The sequence below is a fragment of the Acinetobacter sp. TAC-1 genome, assembly GCF_029025845.1.
Classification (GTDB): domain Bacteria; phylum Pseudomonadota; class Gammaproteobacteria; order Pseudomonadales; family Moraxellaceae; genus Acinetobacter; species Acinetobacter guillouiae.
In genome coordinates, this window is sequence record NZ_CP118892.1 from 2,526,430 (window position 1) to 2,547,187 (window position 20,758).

22 protein-coding genes are annotated in these 20,758 nt (G+C 37.6%); 9 read left to right on the forward strand and 13 right to left on the reverse strand.

The window, feature by feature from the left end; all coding sequences use genetic code 11:
* Positions 1-21: 21 nt before the first annotated feature.
* Together PYV58_RS11860 and PYV58_RS11865 are read right to left on the reverse strand one after the other, a co-directional pair.
* A complete protein-coding gene (locus tag PYV58_RS11860; protein ID WP_275059530.1) occupies positions 22-1,338 on the reverse strand; it encodes an MFS transporter in 1,317 nt (438 codons plus the stop codon).
* A gap of 247 nt (positions 1,339-1,585) precedes the next feature.
* Positions 1,586-2,809, reverse strand: coding sequence for an acyl-CoA dehydrogenase (locus PYV58_RS11865; RefSeq protein WP_004821319.1), 1,224 nt, complete (start codon positions 2,807-2,809; stop codon positions 1,586-1,588).
* Positions 2,810-3,154: 345 nt separating this feature from the next.
* Between PYV58_RS11865 and PYV58_RS11870 the strand changes: the two genes are divergently transcribed.
* The gene (locus tag PYV58_RS11870) at positions 3,155-4,108 is read left to right on the forward strand and encodes a LysR substrate-binding domain-containing protein (protein ID WP_034610295.1); all 954 of its coding nucleotides are present in this window, start codon (positions 3,155-3,157) and stop codon (positions 4,106-4,108) included.
* 234 nt (positions 4,109-4,342) lie between these two features.
* Here the strand turns inward: PYV58_RS11870 and PYV58_RS11875 are convergent, their stop codons facing one another.
* The gene (locus PYV58_RS11875; RefSeq protein ID WP_034610294.1) at positions 4,343-4,678 is read right to left on the reverse strand and encodes a hypothetical protein; all 336 of its coding nucleotides are present in this window, start codon (positions 4,676-4,678) and stop codon (positions 4,343-4,345) included.
* Positions 4,679-4,799: 121 nt separating this feature from the next.
* Here PYV58_RS11875 and PYV58_RS11880 point away from each other — a divergent pair, with 121 nt between their 5' ends.
* From PYV58_RS11880 to PYV58_RS11900, 5 genes are all read left to right on the forward strand, one after another.
* Positions 4,800-5,228 (forward strand): HD domain-containing protein, encoded by a 429-nt coding sequence (locus PYV58_RS11880; RefSeq protein ID WP_004720720.1) that lies wholly within the window; start codon positions 4,800-4,802, stop codon positions 5,226-5,228.
* Between the two features lie 88 nt (positions 5,229-5,316).
* Positions 5,317-6,216, forward strand: a complete 900-nt coding sequence (locus tag PYV58_RS11885; protein WP_004821316.1) for a LysR family transcriptional regulator — start codon at positions 5,317-5,319, stop codon at positions 6,214-6,216.
* Between the two features lie 162 nt (positions 6,217-6,378).
* Positions 6,379-7,461 (forward strand): tRNA (uridine(54)-C5)-methyltransferase TrmA, encoded by a 1,083-nt coding sequence (gene trmA / locus PYV58_RS11890; RefSeq protein WP_034610293.1) that lies wholly within the window; start codon positions 6,379-6,381, stop codon positions 7,459-7,461.
* A gap of 242 nt (positions 7,462-7,703) precedes the next feature.
* Entirely contained in the window at positions 7,704-7,934 is a 231-nt protein-coding gene (locus PYV58_RS11895; RefSeq protein ID WP_004720727.1) for a hypothetical protein, read from the forward strand.
* Positions 7,935-8,067: 133 nt separating this feature from the next.
* Positions 8,068-9,135: a hypothetical protein gene (locus PYV58_RS11900; RefSeq protein ID WP_275059531.1), complete on the forward strand. Its 1,068-nt coding sequence runs from the start codon at positions 8,068-8,070 to the stop codon at positions 9,133-9,135.
* 13 nt (positions 9,136-9,148) lie between these two features.
* Here the strand turns inward: PYV58_RS11900 and PYV58_RS11905 are convergent, their stop codons facing one another.
* Positions 9,149-9,502, reverse strand: a complete 354-nt coding sequence (locus PYV58_RS11905; protein WP_004720731.1) for a YnfA family protein — start codon at positions 9,500-9,502, stop codon at positions 9,149-9,151.
* Between the two features lie 220 nt (positions 9,503-9,722).
* On the opposite strand from PYV58_RS11905, the gene PYV58_RS11910 reads away from it, so the two are divergent.
* Entirely contained in the window at positions 9,723-10,631 is a 909-nt protein-coding gene (locus PYV58_RS11910) for an alpha/beta hydrolase (protein WP_034610280.1), read from the forward strand.
* A gap of 59 nt (positions 10,632-10,690) precedes the next feature.
* On the opposite strand, the gene clpA is transcribed toward PYV58_RS11910, so the two are convergent.
* The 5 genes from clpA to PYV58_RS11935 all read right to left on the reverse strand — a co-directional run bounded on the left by clpA (position 10,691) and on the right by PYV58_RS11935 (position 16,520).
* On the reverse strand, positions 10,691-12,967 hold the full coding sequence (gene clpA, locus PYV58_RS11915) for an ATP-dependent Clp protease ATP-binding subunit ClpA (RefSeq protein WP_004720735.1): 2,277 nt from the start codon (positions 12,965-12,967) through the stop codon (positions 10,691-10,693).
* 9 nt (positions 12,968-12,976) lie between these two features.
* The gene (gene clpS / locus PYV58_RS11920) at positions 12,977-13,402 is read right to left on the reverse strand and encodes an ATP-dependent Clp protease adapter ClpS (RefSeq protein ID WP_004720737.1); all 426 of its coding nucleotides are present in this window, start codon (positions 13,400-13,402) and stop codon (positions 12,977-12,979) included.
* A gap of 21 nt (positions 13,403-13,423) precedes the next feature.
* Positions 13,424-14,167 carry a DUF6776 family protein gene (locus PYV58_RS11925; RefSeq protein WP_004720739.1) on the reverse strand — a complete coding sequence of 248 codons (744 nt, stop codon included), beginning with the start codon at positions 14,165-14,167 and terminating at the stop codon, positions 13,424-13,426.
* Positions 14,168-14,249: 82 nt separating this feature from the next.
* A complete protein-coding gene (gene argC, locus PYV58_RS11930; RefSeq protein ID WP_034610273.1) occupies positions 14,250-15,299 on the reverse strand; it encodes an N-acetyl-gamma-glutamyl-phosphate reductase in 1,050 nt (349 codons plus the stop codon).
* A gap of 120 nt (positions 15,300-15,419) precedes the next feature.
* Positions 15,420-16,520 (reverse strand): GGDEF domain-containing protein, encoded by a 1,101-nt coding sequence (locus tag PYV58_RS11935; protein ID WP_034610270.1) that lies wholly within the window; start codon positions 16,518-16,520, stop codon positions 15,420-15,422.
* 592 nt (positions 16,521-17,112) lie between these two features.
* Between PYV58_RS11935 and PYV58_RS11940 the strand changes: the two genes are divergently transcribed.
* Together PYV58_RS11940 and PYV58_RS11945 are read left to right on the forward strand one after the other, a co-directional pair.
* Positions 17,113-17,865 carry an HD domain-containing protein gene (locus PYV58_RS11940; protein ID WP_034610263.1) on the forward strand — a complete coding sequence of 251 codons (753 nt, stop codon included), beginning with the start codon at positions 17,113-17,115 and terminating at the stop codon, positions 17,863-17,865.
* A 3-nt stretch (positions 17,866-17,868) separates the two neighbouring features.
* Positions 17,869-18,690, forward strand: coding sequence for an alpha/beta fold hydrolase (locus PYV58_RS11945; RefSeq protein ID WP_034610260.1), 822 nt, complete (start codon positions 17,869-17,871; stop codon positions 18,688-18,690).
* On the opposite strand, the gene PYV58_RS11950 is transcribed toward PYV58_RS11945, so the two are convergent.
* From PYV58_RS11950 to PYV58_RS11965, 4 genes are read right to left on the reverse strand one after another with little or no spacing between them, the layout of a single operon-like run.
* Entirely contained in the window at positions 18,680-19,111 is a 432-nt protein-coding gene (locus tag PYV58_RS11950) for a GNAT family N-acetyltransferase (RefSeq protein WP_034610258.1), read from the reverse strand. The genes PYV58_RS11945 and PYV58_RS11950 overlap by 11 nt on opposite strands.
* Positions 19,112-19,165: 54 nt before the next feature.
* Positions 19,166-19,588, reverse strand: a complete 423-nt coding sequence (locus PYV58_RS11955; RefSeq protein WP_034610255.1) for a VOC family protein — start codon at positions 19,586-19,588, stop codon at positions 19,166-19,168.
* Positions 19,589-19,616: 28 nt separating this feature from the next.
* Positions 19,617-19,973: a VOC family protein gene (locus PYV58_RS11960; protein ID WP_034610251.1), complete on the reverse strand. Its 357-nt coding sequence runs from the start codon at positions 19,971-19,973 to the stop codon at positions 19,617-19,619.
* Between the two features lie 60 nt (positions 19,974-20,033).
* On the reverse strand, positions 20,034-20,696 hold the full coding sequence (locus PYV58_RS11965; RefSeq protein WP_034610247.1) for a YgjP-like metallopeptidase domain-containing protein: 663 nt from the start codon (positions 20,694-20,696) through the stop codon (positions 20,034-20,036).
* Positions 20,697-20,758 lie beyond the last annotated feature (62 nt).

The window sequence follows — 20,758 nt, forward strand, 5'->3', positions numbered from 1 at the left end:
ATCTGTTTAAACAAGCGTTGACTATTGTTGTTGTGGGTCATATTGACGATCTTTAATAAATAAGCCAGGCAGTACCCCTGCAACAAAGTAAGCTGCGCCCATCACGATAAATGCCGTCATAAATGTTCCGCCCGAAGCAAGGAAACCAATGGTTGCTGGGGCAATAGCTGCACCTACTCGCCCAATGTTATATACACCACCAATTGCTGTACCTCGAACATCGGTAGAAAATGATTCCGCCATATAGGTCGCATTTACACCATAAGGGATGCCATATAAGAAACCAAAAGTGATCAATAAGTACAAAATATTGTCTGGTGTATTAAAAATAATAATCACAGGTAAGAAGACAGCGCTGGCTATAGTACCGAACACAAATACTGCACGACGATTAAATTTATCTGCCAAATATCCCGCTAAGATCTTGCCTAAAATCATTGCTGTATATGAACCCACCATATAGCTGGTCATGTTTTTAAAGTTCATATGCACTTCTGTTTCTAGATAACTCGGCATCCAATTGTTGATTCCGTAGTAACCAAATTGTAAGAAAAAGGCCGTAGTCATCCACAATAAAAACATTTTACGGTGCTTAAAGTTGGCAAAAATTTGTTTATAAATACTGCCACTTTTCGGTTTCTCGGGAACTGTAGCTTCAACTGGTTTCTTGCCTTGAAGCTGATTGATTTTGTTGAGCTGCCAAGACTTTGGTTCAGGTACAAAGCGTTGCAAGAAAATATTGATAAATGCTGGAATAACCGTGATAAAAAACAAGACTCTCCAACCATGATCAGGAATAATCGCACCTGCTAATAATGTAGCAACAATATATCCAACGGTTTGCCCGGTTTGTAATGTACCCAATACCGTAGTCCGATACGTTGTAGGAACATATTCAGCCATAAGGGTATTGCATGCCATATAAAGCGCCCCAATCCCTAGCGCACCAATAAATCGTAATGCCATAAATTGTTCAAAACTTTGGGTAAAGCCTAACAAACATGTTGCAACTGAGAAAAACGATACAGAATTGGCAATGGTACGTACGCGGCCAAACTTATCACATGCCCATCCCCCTAAAATTCCACCAATCCCCATACCTGCCAGAGAGGCACTGCCTAAGGCGCCAGCCTGAAAAGTAGATAATGCAAACTCACCTTTTAAACTGGTTAAGCTATAGGACAACAACATGATATCCACGCCATCGACGACCATAGCGAAATAGGCGAATAAAAGTGCCCATTTCCAAGTATTTGGGCCTATTTTTTCAAAGGTTCCAATATTGGATGGCATGGATAATTTTGTTGAAGTTGTAACTGATCGAACATCATTGTTCATTTTTCCTCTACCTCATTTTCCCAAATGAGTCATCGGTCACTTTTTATCTTTCTCTCTACTTATTTCTTTGTTATTTTTATTGCATCAATCTAGAGTTAAGTATGAGAGTTAAAAGAATAATCAGATATTTTTCACGATGAATCCTTTTATCATTGATTTATTTTTACCTTAGTTTTTATAAAATTTAAGGCAAAAAATCCTACAAGGGATGCTAGATTTAAGCATCCCTGTTTTAAAACAGTTGATTTTAGTTACTAAAGGCAGCAATACCAGTTTGTGCACGCCCGAGAATTAAGGCATGTACATCATGGGTACCTTCATAGGTGTTGACTACTTCTAGATTGACCAGATGGCGAGCGACACCGAATTCATCACTGATGCCATTGCCACCCATCATGTCTCGAGCAACACGCGCAATATCTAAAGCTTTACCACAATTGTTGCGTTTAATCAGTGAAGTGCCTTCAACAGAAGCAATGCCTTCATCTTTCATACGACCAAAACGTAATGCGATTTGCAGCCCTAAAGCAATTTCAGTTTGCATATCTGCAAGTTTCTTTTGCACCAATTGATTCGCAGCCAATGGGCGTCCAAATTGTTTACGATCCATCGTATATTGATGTGCAGTGTGCCAGCAAAACTCTGCCGCCCCCATCGCGCCCCATGCAATACCGTAACGTGCACTATTTAAACAAGTAAATGGTCCACGCAAACCACGAATTTCAGGAAATGCATTTTCTTCAGGAACAAAAACATTGTCCATCACAATTTCACCGGTAATCGAGGCACGCAAACCGACTTTGCCATGAATCGCAGGCGCAGAGAGTCCTTCCCAACCTTTTTCTAGGATAAAACCACGAATTTCACCGACATTACCTTCAGCAGAAACTTCTTTGGCCCAGACCACAAATACATCAGCGATTGGACTATTGGTAATCCACATTTTTGCGCCAGTCAGACGATAACCACCTTCGACCTTTTTGGCACGGGTGATCATACTGCCTGGATCTGAACCATGATCAGGTTCTGTTAAACCGAAACATCCAATAAACTCGCCAGTAGCTAATTTAGGTAAGTACTTTTGTTTTTGCTCTTCAGAACCAAATTCATTGATAGGCACCATCACCAATGAGCTTTGTACACTTGCCATTGAACGATAACCAGAATCTACGCGTTCAATTTCACGGGCAATAAGACCGTAACTGACATAGTTTAGACCTGCACCACCGTATTCTTCAGGGATTGTCGGCCCCAGCAAACCTAACTCACCCATTTCACGAAAAATAGAAGCATCTGTTTTTTCATGGCGGAATTGTTCCAAAACTCTTGGCATCAGTTTGTCTTGTGAATAGGCATAAGCAGCATCACGAATCATGCGTTCTTCAGAACTGAGTTGCTGTTCCAATAAAAATGGATCTTGCCAGTTAAATTGAACACGTGCCGTTTTTGTAGAATTAACCATTTGATTCATAGCATCCTTTGCTGAACATATCTTGTTGTCTTAGTAGTGATGTTAGGTGTGAAAATTCATACTTTCAAACGATTAATTCTCACTCAGATATTCCATTTACGCATATCTTGTGTTTTTATAATATGGCTCGCTCAATGACTACGGTTCAATTATGCGGGTATTAAACGAGGCTTTTTAACAGATTTTTATCATCTTTACATCCTCTTATAAATTTTCTTTTGAGGTAAAACCAAGTGGTTTGATGGAAGATTCATTACATACAACTGCTTTGCTTTAAGTTCTTTTTGCTAGATATGAATAGATTAAATTTAGTCTTAATTAAACTTTGATATTCAAGGAATGAATATGCGTAGAATGATTCCCTCATTACAATCATTGATATGTTTTGAAGCGGCTGCCAAGCATCTAAGCTATACCTTTGCTGCACAAGAGCTGCATCTTACTCAAAGTGCGATATCTCGCCAAGTACAACAACTCGAAGATTTTTTAGGACTCAATCTATTTAACAGAACACGGCATGGCGTTGAATTAACACAAGCGGGTGAACATTATTATAAAAACATCAAAGCTCATTTATTGGGTATTGAGCAAAGCACTCTCGATTTAATGAGCCATAAAGGTTTAGGCGGTACGCTAAAATTGGGGGTTGTACCGACATTTGCAACACGCTGGCTGTTACCCCGACTGTATAAGTTCAATGAAATATACCCTGAAATTACCATTCATTTAGAGACCAGTACCAAACCCTTTTTATTCAGTGAGCATATTTTTGATGCAGCAATATATACAGGTACACCTGCACAAATTGAAAATTGGCCGGGTGCAAAAGTCCACTATTTAATGAATGAAGATGTTGTTCCTGTGTGTTCTGCTGAGTTAATTTTTAAGCATTTTCCAGAGCTAAGAGGGCCTTCCGGAGATTTACGTCGAAGCTTAACGGCGGAAGAGATTGCCACGCTGCCCTTACTCCAACAAACCACACGCCCCTATATTTGGAAAGAGTGGTTTGAAGTTTCTGGTTATGAGCATCCTTTTGCATTAGAAGGACAACGGCATGAATTATTTTCGATGCTTGCGGTGGCAGCCATACATCATATGGGGGTTGCGCTTATTCCACAAAAACTACTGGAAAAAGAACTGCGCTCAGGTGATTTAATTATCGCCTCAGAAATTAAGCTAAAAGGTTCACGTGCCTATTATTTTGTCTATGCAGAACAACAGCAAACACCCCTCATTGCTAAATTTGTTGAATGGTTATTGACTGAAGTTGAGCGTTCACAAAGTACTTTTTTAAAATAACGCGAATTCGAGTTAAACAATAGCTTATTCAAGATTTATAGAATATAGCTTAATTTCTATATTGTGATGATAAAACTCAGCTTGTAGGAGATGAAAGAAACAGAGCCTACAACAGAAAATATAAGCCTACTCCGCTATTTTTAATGCCCTTCAGCATTTTAATAAGAATAGGCTAAAAGAAACACATTATTCAATTGAGCAGTGTTTAAACCGAATGGCTACAGATCTTAAAATTTAAGCGCTAAATCCAATATAACGATAAAAATCTTGATCCCCTACAACACCTAAGCTTGTTTTATAAATCAGGTAATGAGGATAATTACTCTCAGATAATTCATTGAAAATATGCAGTCCCTGATCATCATGAGCATGGATTTCATCGACGCTACGATGCATGGTCGCTTCAAATTCATCTGAAATATATTCAAAGCCCAAATCCATCGCAATAAACAAGGTATGTATACACGGTTGTAGATATTGTTCTTCATTCCAATCAATGACCGCATGTTGGCAATGTGGGCATGTAACATTTTCTTGAGAATTTTCTAAAGTGATCAGTTGAAATGGCATACGCTTTGGAACAGAATAAAATTGTATTTTAAACGAGTTAGGGAAATTAAACACTCGTTTTAGATAAATCTAAAACTGCTTTTCATATTTTATAAATACACGAAACAAAGCTAAGGATATTATGTCAACGATTGAAAAAGCGATTGCTTTAGCAGCTCGTAAACACGCAGGCCAAAAAGATAAAGCACAACAGCCTTATATTTTTCACCCTCTGAGGTTGATGTTCAAAGTTAAAACACCCAATCAACAGATTGTTGCTGTATTACACGACATCTTGGAAGATACCGACACCACTGTGGTCGATTTAATCTCACTTGGCTTTAGTCAAGAAATTGTCGATGCCGTTGTTGCCTTGACCAAAAAAGAAGGTGAATCTAGAATCGAAGCCGCCTACCGTGCAGTAAAAAATCCAATTGCACGTGTGGTAAAACTGGCAGATGTTGCTGATAACATGGATATCACCCGTATTCCACATCCGACCACTAAAGACCTTTTAAGATTAGAAGAATATAAGCAAGTTCAAAATATTCTCATGACAGGCAATGCCTAATCTTAGAAAATTTTCACAATTAACAAGTTGACTTGATGCAACAATTAAGTTTAATAGTGCGTCATTGTTGCAATTATGGAATGTATTTATGCTCACTGATTTGGATGACTTTTACTGCTTTGGTTTGGTTGTAGAGCATGGGGGATTTAGTGCGGCTGAACGTGCAACGGATATTCCTAAATCCAAGCTCAGTCGCCGTGTATATAATTTAGAAGAAAAATTAGGAGTTCGTTTAATTCAACGAAGTTCACGTCATTTCGCAGTTACAGACATTGGTATGAATATTTACCGCCATGCCCAAGTGATGATGAATGCAGCACAATCTGCGCATGATCTGGTCGATCATCTCAGTGAACAACCACGTGGTGTGATTAAAGTCAGTGTACCTGTGACCGTTGCGCAAAGTGAATTGTCCAAAATCCTTCCTGACTTTTTAAAAACTTATCCTGAAATCAGAGTACAACTTTTAGTCAGTAATCGTCGAGTAGATATCATCAATGAAGGTTTTGATGTTGCCTTGCGTGTGCGCGCAAATCTGGACGATGACCCGAGCTTAGTGCTGAGAAAGTTTGGACATATTGAACAGCACCTTCTTGCAAGCCAAGCCTATTTAAATGAATTTGGTATGCTCAAAAAACCAGAAGATTTATCTGAACACCGAATTTTAAGTATGGTTGATGAGCACTTAGATCAACAAATGGTGTTACATGATAGTGAAAATCAACAGAAAAAAATTAAAGTTAACCCGATACTCATGGGGTCGGATTTAATGATGCTGGCAAAATTAGCCAGTCAAAATTGTGGTATTGCCTTACTTCCAGATACGATTGCTAATGATTTTGTCGCCACAGGCGAATTGGTTCGTGTCTTACCTGAATGGAAAGCACCGCACGGGATCTTTCACGCTGTTTACCCTTCTCGCCGAGGCTTACTCCCTGCGGTAAGAGTCTTTATTGACTATTTGGTTAAACACTTAAGTAAGTGTTGAGTAACTTATCTTCATCGTCACTTTGATTAAAGAATCCTAGGATTATTTCAATAGACAAGCCGATCTAAATAAATTGACAAAGATGGACTGCAATCTGGTGTCCATCTGGTGCTATTTTTGATACCATCGCTACTGCTTAATTCCAATGTTTTTCTGATTTATATGACTTCATCTTATCAACAACAGCTTGATGCCAAAATTGAACGAATCCAAACTCAATTCGCAGAATTTAATCCACCTTCCTTAGAAGTATTTGCTTCACCTGAACAAAACTTCCGTATGCGTGCAGAATTCCGAATTTGGCATACTGAAGATGATATGTTCTATGCCATGTTTGAACGAGATGAAAATCAACAAAAAACTGTTGCTCGTATCGATGAATTTCCGATCGCAGATCAAAGTATAAATCAACTTATGCCAGTTTTATTGGCTGAGCTAAAAGCCAATTCAATCTTATCAAAACGGCTTTTTGAAGTGCATTTTCTAGCAACGCTCAAGGGCGAAATGCTGGTTTCATTGATTTACCGTGCGCCACTGAGTGAAGAATGGGAAGTTTTAGCAAAACAATTGGCTGAAAAGCTGAATGTTAAAATCATTGGTCGCAGTCGCGGACAAAAAGTTGTCTTAACCGATGAATTTGTTGTAGAAGAATTACAAGTTTTTGAGCGTAAATTTCAATATAAGCAAATTGAAAGTAGCTTTACTCAACCGAATGCACAAGTTTGCCAAAAAATGTTGCAATGGGCTTGTCAGTCAGTAGAGGGAGAAAATAAAGACCTACTCGAATTGTACTGTGGTAATGGTAACTTTACCCTTCCCTTATCCTTGAGTTTTAACCGTGTTTTGGCAACTGAATTAGCGAAATCTTCGGTCTATGCGGCGCAGTGGAATATTCAACAAAATCAGATCGACAATATTCAAGTTGCACGCCTGTCAGCAGAAGAGTTTACTCAGGCCTATAACGGAGAACGTGAATTCCGTCGTTTACAAGAAGCAGAAATAGACATTCAGGGCTATGAGTTTGATACAGTTTTTGTTGATCCACCACGTGCAGGGATTGATGACGATACCTTAATGCTATTGCAAGGTTTTCAACGTATTCTTTATATTTCATGCAATCCAGACACATTACATGATAATTTAAAAACCTTGCTTAAAACCCATAAAATTGTGAAATTTGCGATGTTTGATCAATTCCCCTACACCCATCATGTAGAATCTGGGGTTCTTCTCGAAAAAATTTAAACAATTTATTACAAGATTAGACTGCCATGTAAATTAGCATGGCAGCTACTTCTTTAAATTATTTATTGATATATCATTAAGTTATAAATCATTTAAAACATGGCCTTTTAACAAACCGTTTAAAACATATCAAATCATCGAAAAAATCAGCCTATAACTCGACCATCTATTTCGCTCAGATCTTGTATTTTATTAAAAAACGGCTATATTTCGAACTATGTTAGGTTGTGTATGAAGGCTCTATGAGTTTTTGGCAAAAGCTGTTTACGGCTGAAGATACATTGCAAAATGAACATAAAAATCAAATTGCATGTGTTGAAAATGATTGCTCTTGTAAATCCAATGATCAACTTTTATCAGCGTTGATGAAAGCGACAGATCAGGATGTAATTACTGGGATTAAAAAGGTACTTATCTCTAGAGGTTTCAGTAAAAAAGAGTTAAACCAATTACAGCATCCACCTATTCAATAGTCATGGATGACCGCTAAGAAAGAAAAAGCATTCAGTTTACTGGATGCTTTTTTAATTCCAATAGAACAACTTTGAAGTTTTTCCTTGGCTTGTATACAATTATTTCAAAGAATAGATAAACGCAGAATCAACAATGAAAATTAAAATTCTAATTTTTTTATTATCACTCAACGCTTCAATTAGCTATGCAGATATCAACGATGATGAGATTCAAACCATAGAAGATTTAACGGATCAAGTATTAGCAACCAAAAATCTTGCCAAACTTGAGCCACAGATTAAGGCTCAAATCCAGAAAGCCCAACCCAATGTGCAAAAACTGTTAAAAGCCAAAGACATTGAATATAACGATTCTGTCTATTTACACAACTATGCGATTCTGACTTCTGGATACGCTGAATATTTGCTTGAACAACACTGCACCACGCTCTCTCAGCCTTTTCAAGAACTTACTGAGCAGGCGTATTTTGCGTTAAAAAAACGTGATCCTAAAGATACAATCGCAATCAATAATTTAGGGTTATTCTACGCGCAAATGTCGGTGTATTATCGGAAAAACATAGACCCAACACCACGTCTAAACTATTTGCTAAAGGCTGAACAACTATTTGAGACCTTAATGAAGTTGCAACCAGACAATGAGGAGTATGAGAAAAATTATTATGCTGTACTCAGTGACAAACTGATGCTGTTACAGAAATATCATCGTGATCAGAATGAGCAAAAACGCCTCATCAATATACTTAAAAAGACTTTATTTCACTATTTATCTGATCCCAATCAAGCTTTCGATGCAGGAAATTTTATTATTTTAGCGCAACAGTATTTTAAATATCTCAATCAGGAAGACCCGAAACTTGCTGAAAAATGGTTACGTGATAATCAGGCTAAAATTGAAGCTGTGGTGAATAAGAATCGTAAGCAAACTCAGCGAGAAAAGGAATTCCTCGCTGAATTCTATGCGCTGCTTGGTCAAACGGTTCGAGCATTGTCCTACTTAAAACAATTAGAATTTTCTGATGAGAACAATACAGAACCATCCTCATTTGAAAATGAACCCAATCTTGCCAATTTAAGGCTAAATCCTGAATATCAGAAATGGTTTAAACAATATAAACAGGATTATGCTGCATATCGTAAAGCAATTCCCAAAGTATGTAAGATCAATCAACTTGAAACAACACAAGATACTTTACAATAATGCTGTTGGAGACTTAACGAATCAAACCTTGCGGTTGCAGAATAATCACCAAAGCCCCAATGATTACAATACATCCACCAAACAAATCCCAGCGAGTTAAGCTAACTTGATCGACAAATTTCAGCCACATCAGTGCACTAAAGATATAGATACCGCCATATGCGGCATAAATACGCCCTGAAGCAGCCGGGTGCAAGGTTAATAGCCAAACAAATACCGCCAAACTTAAAACGGTAGGTATCCATAACCAATGGCTTTTATTTTGATTCAGAATCAAATAAGGAAAATAACAACCTAAAATTTCTGCAACAGCTGTGACAAGAAATAATAAAATCGTAGTTAAAATTTTAGTAAATGCAATGTCCATTGATACTCAAAGAATAATCATGAAGTTAGAGTATATGTGATTTTCACGCGAGCTAAGCAATAAAATTTTGAGCATACTAAAACAACTAAGCTTTTATCTATAAATTGTAGTTGTTGTTTGCCTCATCCACAAAAGCATACATTTTTAAAATATGTTGATGAATTTGCCTTGTTTAAAATAGGATAAAATATCAGCATCTACATTTTTTGGTTTTTTATGGATGAAAATAAATCATTTCGTGTTTAATTTCTTCATTTTCCTCTGGCTTAGCCAAAATGTAGATGCAGCAACACTGAGTCTTCCCCTGTGGCCCAATAGCGCGACACTGGCACCATCCAGTGAACAATATACGATAAATAAGCATGGTGCTATTGAGCATATCACCTCTCCTCAACTGCGCGTATATTCCCCCAAACAGAGCAATCACATCGCTATTTTAGTTATTAGTGGTGGGGGTTATGCCAGAGAGGAATTGGCGAAAGAAAGCACGCCAACTGCACAGTTTTTACAAGAACAGGGATTTACCGTATTTGAATTAATCTACCGCTTACCTAATCAGGATGGCAATAATCTGCTTGCGCCCTTTCAAGATGGCCAAAGAGCCCTGCGTATCATTCGTTATCATGCACATCAATTCAACATTGATCCAGACAAAATTGGTGTACTGGGTTTCTCCGCAGGTGGGCATTTAGCTGGAATCGTTGCGACACAATGGCAACAACAATTTTCGAGTTTAAATGATCCGATTGATCAAATTTCCGCTCGGCCTAATTTTGTGGCGCTACTCTACCCAATCATTAGTATGCAAGCGCCGCTAGATCATACCCATGCTTATAAAAGCTTATTTGGATCAAAACATGATTTAGCCAAACAAATCTTGTTTTCAGTAGATTTACAAGTCAAACAGAATACACCTCCAACCTTTTTAGCCCACGCCATTGATGATCCGATTTCACCTGTTCAGAATAGTCTCAATATGCAAACCGCTTTGCAGCAACACAAGATCACTTATGAATTACATCTTTTCAAAAATGGTGGACATGGTTGGGGCTTAGGCAAAGCCAATACTGAAACAACACAATGGCCAGCATTATTCCTAGCTTGGTTAAAGAAAATTGATATTTTATAAGCGTCTAATTCAAAAAATAACCCGCAATCAATGCGGGTTATTTTAAAGCTCATTCACAACTATGCTGGTTCAGCAGTCTGATCTTCAAAGACTTCTAATGTAAGCCCTACCGCCTTACCATTTTCTTTCTTCACAGAGACAGCAACGTTACCACCATGATCTGCAAGCTCACCAAATAGAATCATCTCAGCAAGTGGTTTCTTCAAATGTTCTTGAATCAAACGTTGCATTGGGCGAGCACCCATTAAACGGTCATAGCCATTCTCAGCCATCCAATCGCGAGCAGATTGATCAACTTCCAGTACCACTTTTTTATCATCTAACTGCGCTTGGAGTTCGGTTAAGAATTTATCAACAACAGACTCAATCACTGTGGTAGGCAATGCTTTAAACTGAATGACACCATCTAAACGATTGCGGAACTCTGGTGCAAATGCACGTTTCATCGCTTCTTGATTGTCATTACTATTGTCTTGCTCAGTAAAACCGATACTGTTACGAGAAATACTTTCAGCACCGATATTGGTAGTCAATACAATAATCACATTACGGAAATCAGACTTACGTCCATTGTTATCGGTTAAAGCACCATGATCCATGACTTGTAATAACAAGTTAAAGACATCTGGATGTGCTTTTTCAATTTCATCTAATAACAAGACACAGTGCGGATTCTTATGAATCGCGTCAGTCAGTAAACCACCTTGATCATAACCAACATAACCTGGAGGCGCACCAATCAAACGAGAAACAGCATGACGCTCCATATATTCAGACATATCGAAACGAACAAGCTCTACACCCAGCAATTTTGCCAATTGTTTGGTCACTTCTGTTTTACCAACACCTGTAGGCCCTGCAAAAACAAAACTACCTACTGGTTTATCTGGTGCTTTCAAACCTGCACGTGACAGTTTAATCGCAGAAGCCAAAGCTGTAATCGCTTCATCTTGACCAAATACCACACGTTTAAGATCACGCTCTAGATATTCAAGTACCGATTTATCATCTTTAGATACTGTTTTTGGCGGGATACGTGCAATCTTCGAAATAATATCTTCGATATTTTCAACTGTAATCAAAGTATCATCTTGTTCAGCTTTTAAACGACGTTGTGCACCAGCTTCATCAATCACATCAATCGCCTTATCTGGCAAGAAACGATCATTAATAAACTTAGCAGACAACTCAACCGCTGAAACTAGCGCAGTATCTTCATATTTAACATGATGGAAATCTTCAAACTTGCTTTTCAAACCACGCAAAATATCAATTGTTTCTGAAATAGAAGGCTCATTCACATCAATTTTTTGGAAACGACGTGATAGTGCATGATCTTTTTCAAATACTTGGCGATATTCTTGGAAAGTGGTTGAACCAATACAACGTAAACTACCATTCGCCAACGCAGGTTTAATTAAATTCGATGCGTCCATGGTACTGCCCATACTTGAGCCAGCACCAATGATCATATGAATTTCATCAATAAATAAAATTGCTTCTGGTTTCTTTTTCAAAGCATTGAGAAGCTGTTTCAAGCGTTTTTCAAAGTCACCACGGTATTTTGTACCTGCAACCAATGCGCCGATGTCTAAACTAAACACTTCAGCAGTCGCAAGTGGCTTAGGTGCTTTACCATTCACAATCAACCAGGCCAGACCTTCAGCAATCGATGTTTTACCCACACCAGGATCACCTACAAGCAATGGGTTGTTTTTACGGCGACGGCAAAGAATTTGAGCAGTTCGTTCAATTTCTTTTTCACGCCCGATTAAAGGATCAGTTTTGCCTTTTTGCGCTTCAATATTCAAATTCAAAGTATAAAGTTCAAGTGGTCCAGCATTTGCTGAAGCATTTGATTCACCTTCTAAATCATCAGATTCTTCTTCAACTTGAATTTCTTCTTTACGCGCACCGTGTGACAAATATTGGGTTAAAGTCAAACGATTGATTTGATGTCGTTTTAGCAAATAAACGGCAAAAGAATCTCGCTCAGAGTACATCGCTACCAGTACATCTGCACCCTCTACTGTGCGATCACCGCCACTTGACTGAACGTGGAAAATTGCACGTTGTAAGATACGGTCAAAACTTTCAGTTGGATGAGGGGCTTGGTCGTTGTTTTCTCCTAGTTTAGGGGTATGTTGTTCTACATACTCCTCTAACTCTTTACGCAAACTGATAATTTCAGCACCGCATGCTTTTAAGGCATTTACCGCTGAATCGTTATCAAGTAAAGCCAATAATAAATGTTCAACCGTAAGAAACTCATGTCTCTTTTGACGAGCCATGCTAACAGCCAAACGGAGTGAAACTTCTAATTGACGACTGAGCATGAAACCCCCTTATTCTTTTGGCTCAATCTGACAAAGCAATGGATGACCTTGAGATCGAGCGTAGTTATTAACTTGGTTGGCTTTAGTCTCCGCAATGTCTCTTGGATAAACACCAGCTTCACCTTTTCCTTCATAATGTACTGTTAACATTACTTGAGTGGCTTGGTCAAGATTCAAAGCAAAGTATTGTTGTAAAATTTCAATAACAAAGTCCATCGGAGTGTAATCATCGTTCAATAAAACGACAGAATACATCGGTGGTCGCTTCACTTCAGGTGGTGCAGTTTGTACTGCAACATCTGCTTGATCATGGTCTGGATGGTTTGGATCTTCTGAATTACTTATACGAATACTCAAGTGCCAATCTATAAATCCTGAATCACGGAATGATGATTTCACTTCATTTAAACTCATTTGACGTTTATTAGTTCGCATATTTTTCAAAATACTTATGATTTATTGAGAATTAGCCGCAGCTTGAGGAACCTCTGCAGCAAACGCTGCTGCACTGTCTACAGCTTGCCCACGTGACCAACTAAACCGTTTAACCACTGGCGTGGCACCATTTAGGCGGATTTCGATAAATTGTGGATTAAAGCCCTTAGGCATGGTCCAACGTCCAGTTAAGCGCTCATAATCAGTAAAATTATAATTCGCATCTGCCATTGGCACTGTTAACACCTCAGTACCGCTAATCAAACGAATTTCAACAGAACCCGTCGCACGTCTTGGACTAACTTGAATAAGATCAAGCTGATATTCATAAGCGTTTTCTGGTAATGGCTTAACGGCCAAATTTTGAATGGTTAAACTCAAACCGCCACGTTGTTTTAACACTTCACGATAAATCGCACTCATCACATCAACTTGTGATTTTTCAGCATTGGCTTTGTTCAATGACTCTAACAGATCGTTAGAGTTCGAAACAGCCACATCTCGTTCCTGTACAGCAGCATTTAAGCTTTTATTTAAATTAGCCAGCGTTGTTTTTTGTTGCTTCACAACTTCTACCAACTGTTCTGCATCTGCATCAAAACCGACTACCGTTAGCCCTTGGCGATGTCCAACCGTATAACCTAAAAGTACACTGCCAGCACATAATACAACCCCACCGATCACCAAAGGCATATTCCCTTTTAAAAAAGGCTTTTTCGGTGCTTGAGCTGGTTGTGACGCGGTATTTGTTTCTGTGTTCTGCATCATCATCTCTAAGTATTATTGATAGAATCAAAACACACATTTAACCGCAAAGTTATATGTGTGTGAAGCCATAAAGCGTTTTTTATGGTAATAATCCGATACCTTGTAAACCAGCATCTTCAGCAAAACCAAACATTAAGTTCATATTTTGTACAGCCTGTCCTGCCGCACCTTTGACTAAATTGTCTTGAACAGACAAAACTATTAACTTGTTCGGATGCGGTTTATACAGTGCAATTCTGAGTTGGTTTGCACCACGTACAGAACGTGTTTCTGGTGAACTATTTGCAGGCATTACGTCTACAAATATTTCATTTGCATAAAATTTTTCATAAAGACTTTGTAAATCTGCTGCTGCACCTTGCTCTGTCAAATCAACATAGATTGTACTAAACATACCACGAATCATCGGAACCAAATGCGGCACAAAAAGAATCTGATCAAATACATTTTTTTGACCCGAAATATTTTCTAATGCTTCTACAATTTCAGGATGATGACGATGTCCAGCAACGCCATAGGCTTTAAAATTATCTGCATTTTCAGAATAAATCATGCCTAGACTAGCTTTACGCCCTGCACCTGATACACCCGATTTCGCATCAATGATAATACTTTCTGGTTTAACCAATGTTTCAGCTTGCTTAAAAAGTGGCGCTAATCCCAACTGAACAGTTGTTGGGTAACAACCCGGGTTACCGACAACATTGGCATTTTTAATTTGTTCACGATTAAGTTCAGATAAACCATAAACAGAGTCTTTCAGTATCTCTGGGCAGGCATGCTGCATCCCATACCATTTTTCAAACTGTGCTAAATTCTGCAAGCGAAAATCAGCGGCTAAATCGATAACTTTGCTATTTGCTGCCAAAAGTTGTTGTGCATGCTGCATTGCCACCCCATGCGGGGTCGCAAAAAACACAACATCACATTTTTTTAATTCATCAATGTTTAAATCTGAATACTTAAGCTCGGTGTGCCCACGTAAGCTTGGAAACATATCATCTACACGGCGACCATCTTCGGTACGTGATGTCAGTACATTCACTTGAACATTTGGATGTCGTAGTAAAAGACGCAACAATTCAACGCCTGTATAACCTGTTCCACCGACAATACCCACTGAAATCACGTTTTTTACCTCGATTTAAAAGTATCCATTTTGTAGTGCTGTAGTATGACAGGAAGTTGATGCTTTCTAAACTATTTTACTGGGTTTTTATGATATTTTAGCATTATGACAAAGTTAAATTCACATAAGTTCGATTGATGAATCTTGCGCAATACAGTTGCGCCCTCTACGTTTGGCAACATACAAAAGTTTGTCAGCAGCTTCTATACCACTCGCTAAATTACGATGTCTCACTTGTGTTAAGCCAAAGCTGGCTGTCAATAAGATGGATTGAGTTAAAAATTGCTCAGTTTCAATAGCAGTCCGCATACGCTCAGCAATTTTATAGGCATAATCGAGATCTTCAACTTGTAATAAAACAATAAACTCTTCACCACCAAAACGCCCCACTAAGCCCTTTTCACCGACATGCTGACTGACAAGACGACCTACGCTTTGCAAAATCTGATCACCGACCAGATGCCCATGGGTATCATTAATTTTCTTAAAATGATCGACATCACACATCAGCAAAAAATATTGTTTTTCTGGCAAATCGATTAAATTGATTTTAGCTGCATCATAAAAGCCACGGCGATTGAGTAAATGCGTTAATGGATCTCTAGAACGTTCATCATTTAATTTCAAAATAATGTCTCGTACTAATGTCCCTAAAAGTACGATCGCAAACCACATGCTCAGGATAATACTGGCAGCAAGCATCATTAACCACCATACTGAATTTACAAGCATACTGGCTTCAATATTTTTCAAAAAAAAGAAAATAATAATGACACGGACAAAAGTATATAAAACAATAAAAAGGTAAGAATAATCGACCAGCTTATTTAACCAATCACTTTGCTTATCATCTTTAAAAATAGATACTAAAACTAAGGATTCAACTGTGGCAATGCTCAGGTTTAAAATTAGCATTCGCATCCATAGCTGTTCATCAACAAAAGAATAATAGACCAGCAGACATATTGTGATAAGGATCAAAATGAAAGCCACTAAAGTGTGCGCACTGGCTTTCTTTCTCAATGCCATAGTATAGGCGCTGGCCCATGCACCAAATAGGTATAAACCACCAACAACAGGGGCAGAGAATGTTAATTGTTGGTTAGACATAAAACTTTGTGCAGCTAAAGCAAAAGACGGCACGATATATCCAAGACCCAACCAAAATAAATAAGTAGGTGCTTTAAAAAAATAATGGCAGATCAAAAGTAAACTGCCCATTAATATCAGGCAGATCGGTACAATCAAAATAAAGTAATGAGTATCTGCAAAATTCACGTCTGATATCTTTATGATAAGAAATAGGAAATATTGGCAAGTCGCCAAGTTTAGAGTATTTTTTTATTCGCTCCCAACTTATGCTTAAAATAATCAGACTATTTTGTAATTTAACTGCTTTTATTAAGAAATACTTTTAAGGCATTATACCCTTACTTAAAATTTATGATGATCAATATACACACGCAGACTATTCAATGACATTGTCTATAAATCTATCAACTTAAATGTCTAAGAAAAATAGGTTTCGTTCATCAGTCCTTTTTAAGACCTAAATCAACATAAAAACCTCATCCTAACTTTCGTCCAAAAGGAGAAGCAACGTTCAATACCAATATTAATAAGTTCACTTGAGCGCTGTTTGATTTATGAAAAAATTTGATGATAAGGAAACAAACCTTTTCATTTTAATTCTCGTTTTTGGCATAAAAGACTATTCAAACAAATTCAAAGAAAACGGTCTTGTCTTGCTAAATGATCTATGCATAATAATTTAGAGTAATTACTCTAAAATTAACAAAAGGACGCATTGGTCATGATTGGATCACGAGCGTGGATGAATACAAGTAATGGAAAACTTAGCTTTAAAGAAAAAACTCAGCTTATCAAACAAGTTCTCATTCCTGCCACACTGAACTATGGCAAAACTTTTCTAAAAGCGAATCATGATTCAACTTCATTTACACTGGATAATTTTCAGATTCCTGACACAGCAATTGTCAAAGAAGCGATGAACGAATTAAAACAAACGGCTTCACAAGCGATCATCAATCATTCTTGGCGGAGCTATTTTTGGGCTGTTGCTATCGCCCACTCCAAACAATGGCAATTTGATCAAGAGAGTCTTGTTATTTCATGTTTGATGCATGATTTAGGACTGGTTAATCATTTGGATCAATATGCATGTCAATGTTTTAGCTTTGAAAGTGCCTTAAGAGCTGAAACACTCTGCAGCAAACACCATTATCCCGAAGACAAAATGGTTAATATTTCAAATGCGATTTGTTTACATATGAATGGCAGTTTAGATGAAAGTGATCACAGTCTTTCTAAAGAAGTGCTATTACTACAAAAAGCCACTTCCTGTGATGTCATTGGGACTGATCTCTACTTATTTTCAAACAGTTTTAAAAACCAAATTTTAAACCAATATCCACGGGTACATTTTAATTCAGAAATGCGTAAACTTATCTCAATTGAAGCAAAAAGAAACCCTCAATCACGGACTGCTTTAATGCACAAACTCGGACTTTCAAACATGATTCAAATGAATATTTTTAAGGACTAAATCATGAAAAATACCTCTTTTACCCAAAAGAATATTGATTTTGGGCAATATCCAATTGTAGTCGATATTTATTCAAACCCTGAAAACAGCCATAGTGTTATTTTGCTGGCTGCGCTAGGCATAGCAATCAGTAAATACGAGGTGCTTATTACCGCTTTAAGCCAAAGTGGCTTGAATGTTATTGTGGCTGATTATCCTCATTGTGGGCGTAATACTCCGCCTGTTTCAGCAAAGATTGATTATGGTTATGCTGATTTACTCAATGACTTTATTCCTCAACTGGAAAAGCTAGCCTTAGAACTAAACCAACAAGTTCCAATCTTATTTGGACATAGTTTAGGTGGACATTTAGCAACACTTTATGCACAAAATCATGCAAACAAAGTCATTGGTGTTGCCACAGGCAATATCGGTTTAAAAAATTGGGACTTAAAAGGTAAAATCAATATTTTAAAAGCAGTCTCAGTGATCAACGCCATGATTTTAAAAGATGGTTATTTTGCAGGCTATAAAATTGCTTTTGGGAATAAAGAGACAAAATCCTTAATGCGTGATTGGTCTAAAGTTATCTTTACAGGAAATTATGCACATATTATTGGGCAAGAAAACGCGGTGAATAACGCTGCCTTATTTGTCTATTTAAATGGCGATGATTTTGCACCAATGTCTTCAATGCTTGGCCTAAGTGGTTATTTTAAAAACCCACAAATAAACACGCTGGATTTAACCCATAAAACCCAAGGCAATCAACATAGTGCATGGATTAAACAGCCTGATGAAGTCGTCGAAATAATTATAGAATGGATCAATAGTTTTACTGAATAAGTTTTGCCTTTGACATCAAAATATATCCACCTTCTTCACTTTCTCCAGTGCTGATTGCTTCCCAGCCATGACCTAAATAAAAAGACAGAGCTTGTTTATTTTCAGATAAACATTTGAGATAGCCTGTATCCGTAAACAGTTGTTCTGCTGCGTGTAGCAATGCTGTCCCTATACCCTGATTTTGAGCATTTGGGGCAATAAATAGATGATGTAAAAAGTTCTCTTGCAGGTAAATAGATGCAAATCCCAAATATTCTTGGTCTTTTTCAGCCACTAAAATCATTTCATTTTCGGTATATTTTTCAAAATCACTCAGCCCCCATTTTGAAGAATCTAACCACGGCCAACTTAATTTTCTGGTATTTAAAAAAAGTTCACTCAATGGTGCTCGGTCATGATTTTGAAAAGATCTGATGTGCATCGCTGTACCTCAATTAAAGTCCCTATAACCTTAGCTTATTTAAGCCAACCTTATTTAATCTAACGTTATTGCCCTTTCTCCAATCACCTCAACAATCCGTAATAAATAACCATCTGGATCTTGAACTAAAAATTGCCTTTGTCCATGCTCTATATTTTCTGCACGGTACCAACGTTCTTCTAACGCTTCAAACAGCGGCCATTGTGCGACATCCAAACGATTTAAAATACTGTCGAGTTGGTCTACTTCAAACTGAAAGTTAATCCCTCTTCCCAATGGGTAGGCCAATGCTCCTGTTAACCATTGTCCTTGTTGTTGTTGCTCCAACATAAACTGAACACCATCAAGTTCCACATAGATAAATTTTTCTTCAGTCCGTTGATACATTACAGAAAAACCCAATATTTCCACCCAAAACTGATAACTTCTCTTCAAATCGGTGACGATCAATTCTGGAACCAATTTATTCCACTGCATTTAAAAATCCTACTTAATTCATTAATTTTTAATATTCAATATGTTGTAAAATATTTACAACCTTTCCAAATGGATCTTTGACATAGAATCGCCTAACACCCCAGTCTTCATTGGTTAAGGGATAGAGAATGTTTAAATCTAATTTTTTGGCTTTTTCATAAAGTTCATCCACATTGTCGACCTCGATTGAAAAATCGGGTACATCTGTTTTATTTCCCCCTTCCGAAGCAATACTGATTTGTGGATGCATCATTTCCTGACTGGCAAATGTTTTGATCCAACCATGATCCATCACCAAGTCCATCGCTAAAAAATCACCATAAAAAGCTTGGGCACTGGCTAAATCTAAAGCTTTAATATTACTTATGATTCTTTTTACAGTCATACGCTTTTCCTCATTTTTGTTTTAATGCAATCTAGAAATTTACTTATTTTATTAGGCCCACTACCAAGGCATTACACTACTTTTTAAAACTTTACGATGCTGCTGATAGTGTTGATCATGCTTTTCAACTTCAGACCAAAAAGCAGCGCTATGATCAAAATGTTTGGTATGTGCCAATTCATGTACACAGACATAACGGGTAATTTGTTGATCACATAAAACCAAGGCACTATTGAGCATAATATCATGATGGGCTGTACAACTTCCCCAACGCGTTTTCGGGTGTCGAACAGCACACTGTCCAAACTTTAAACGGGTTTCATCACTGACTTGCTTTAAATAGATTGGTAAATAATGCTTTGCATAAGCAATCACAAAAGCTTTTAAGTAGCTTTCAGGCTGACGCTCGCTGATAAATAACTGATGCTTTTGCTCATCTAAAATATAGCTATTTTTCTGAGTTTTATAAATAATTTCTAAGGGCTGTTTTAAATTAAACAGTTGCAAGCTTGTCGGTAATATCTGATCAACTTGCTGTATTTTTTCCTGCTGTTTATGCCATGTCTCAATCATCCATTGTTCAGACTCGTGTAAAAAATGCTGAATCTGACGTTGGGTACAATATTTGGGCACAGTTAGGCGAATCTGCGTGGGTTCAACACGTAAACGCAAGCGTGTTGCCCGTGCATGATGTGTGATTTTTATTTCAGGAAGATTTGCCATCTTAATACGCTTATTTTTAGAATCTCCCCCAACGCTTACTTTAAAAAGGGAGGTAGTAAAAC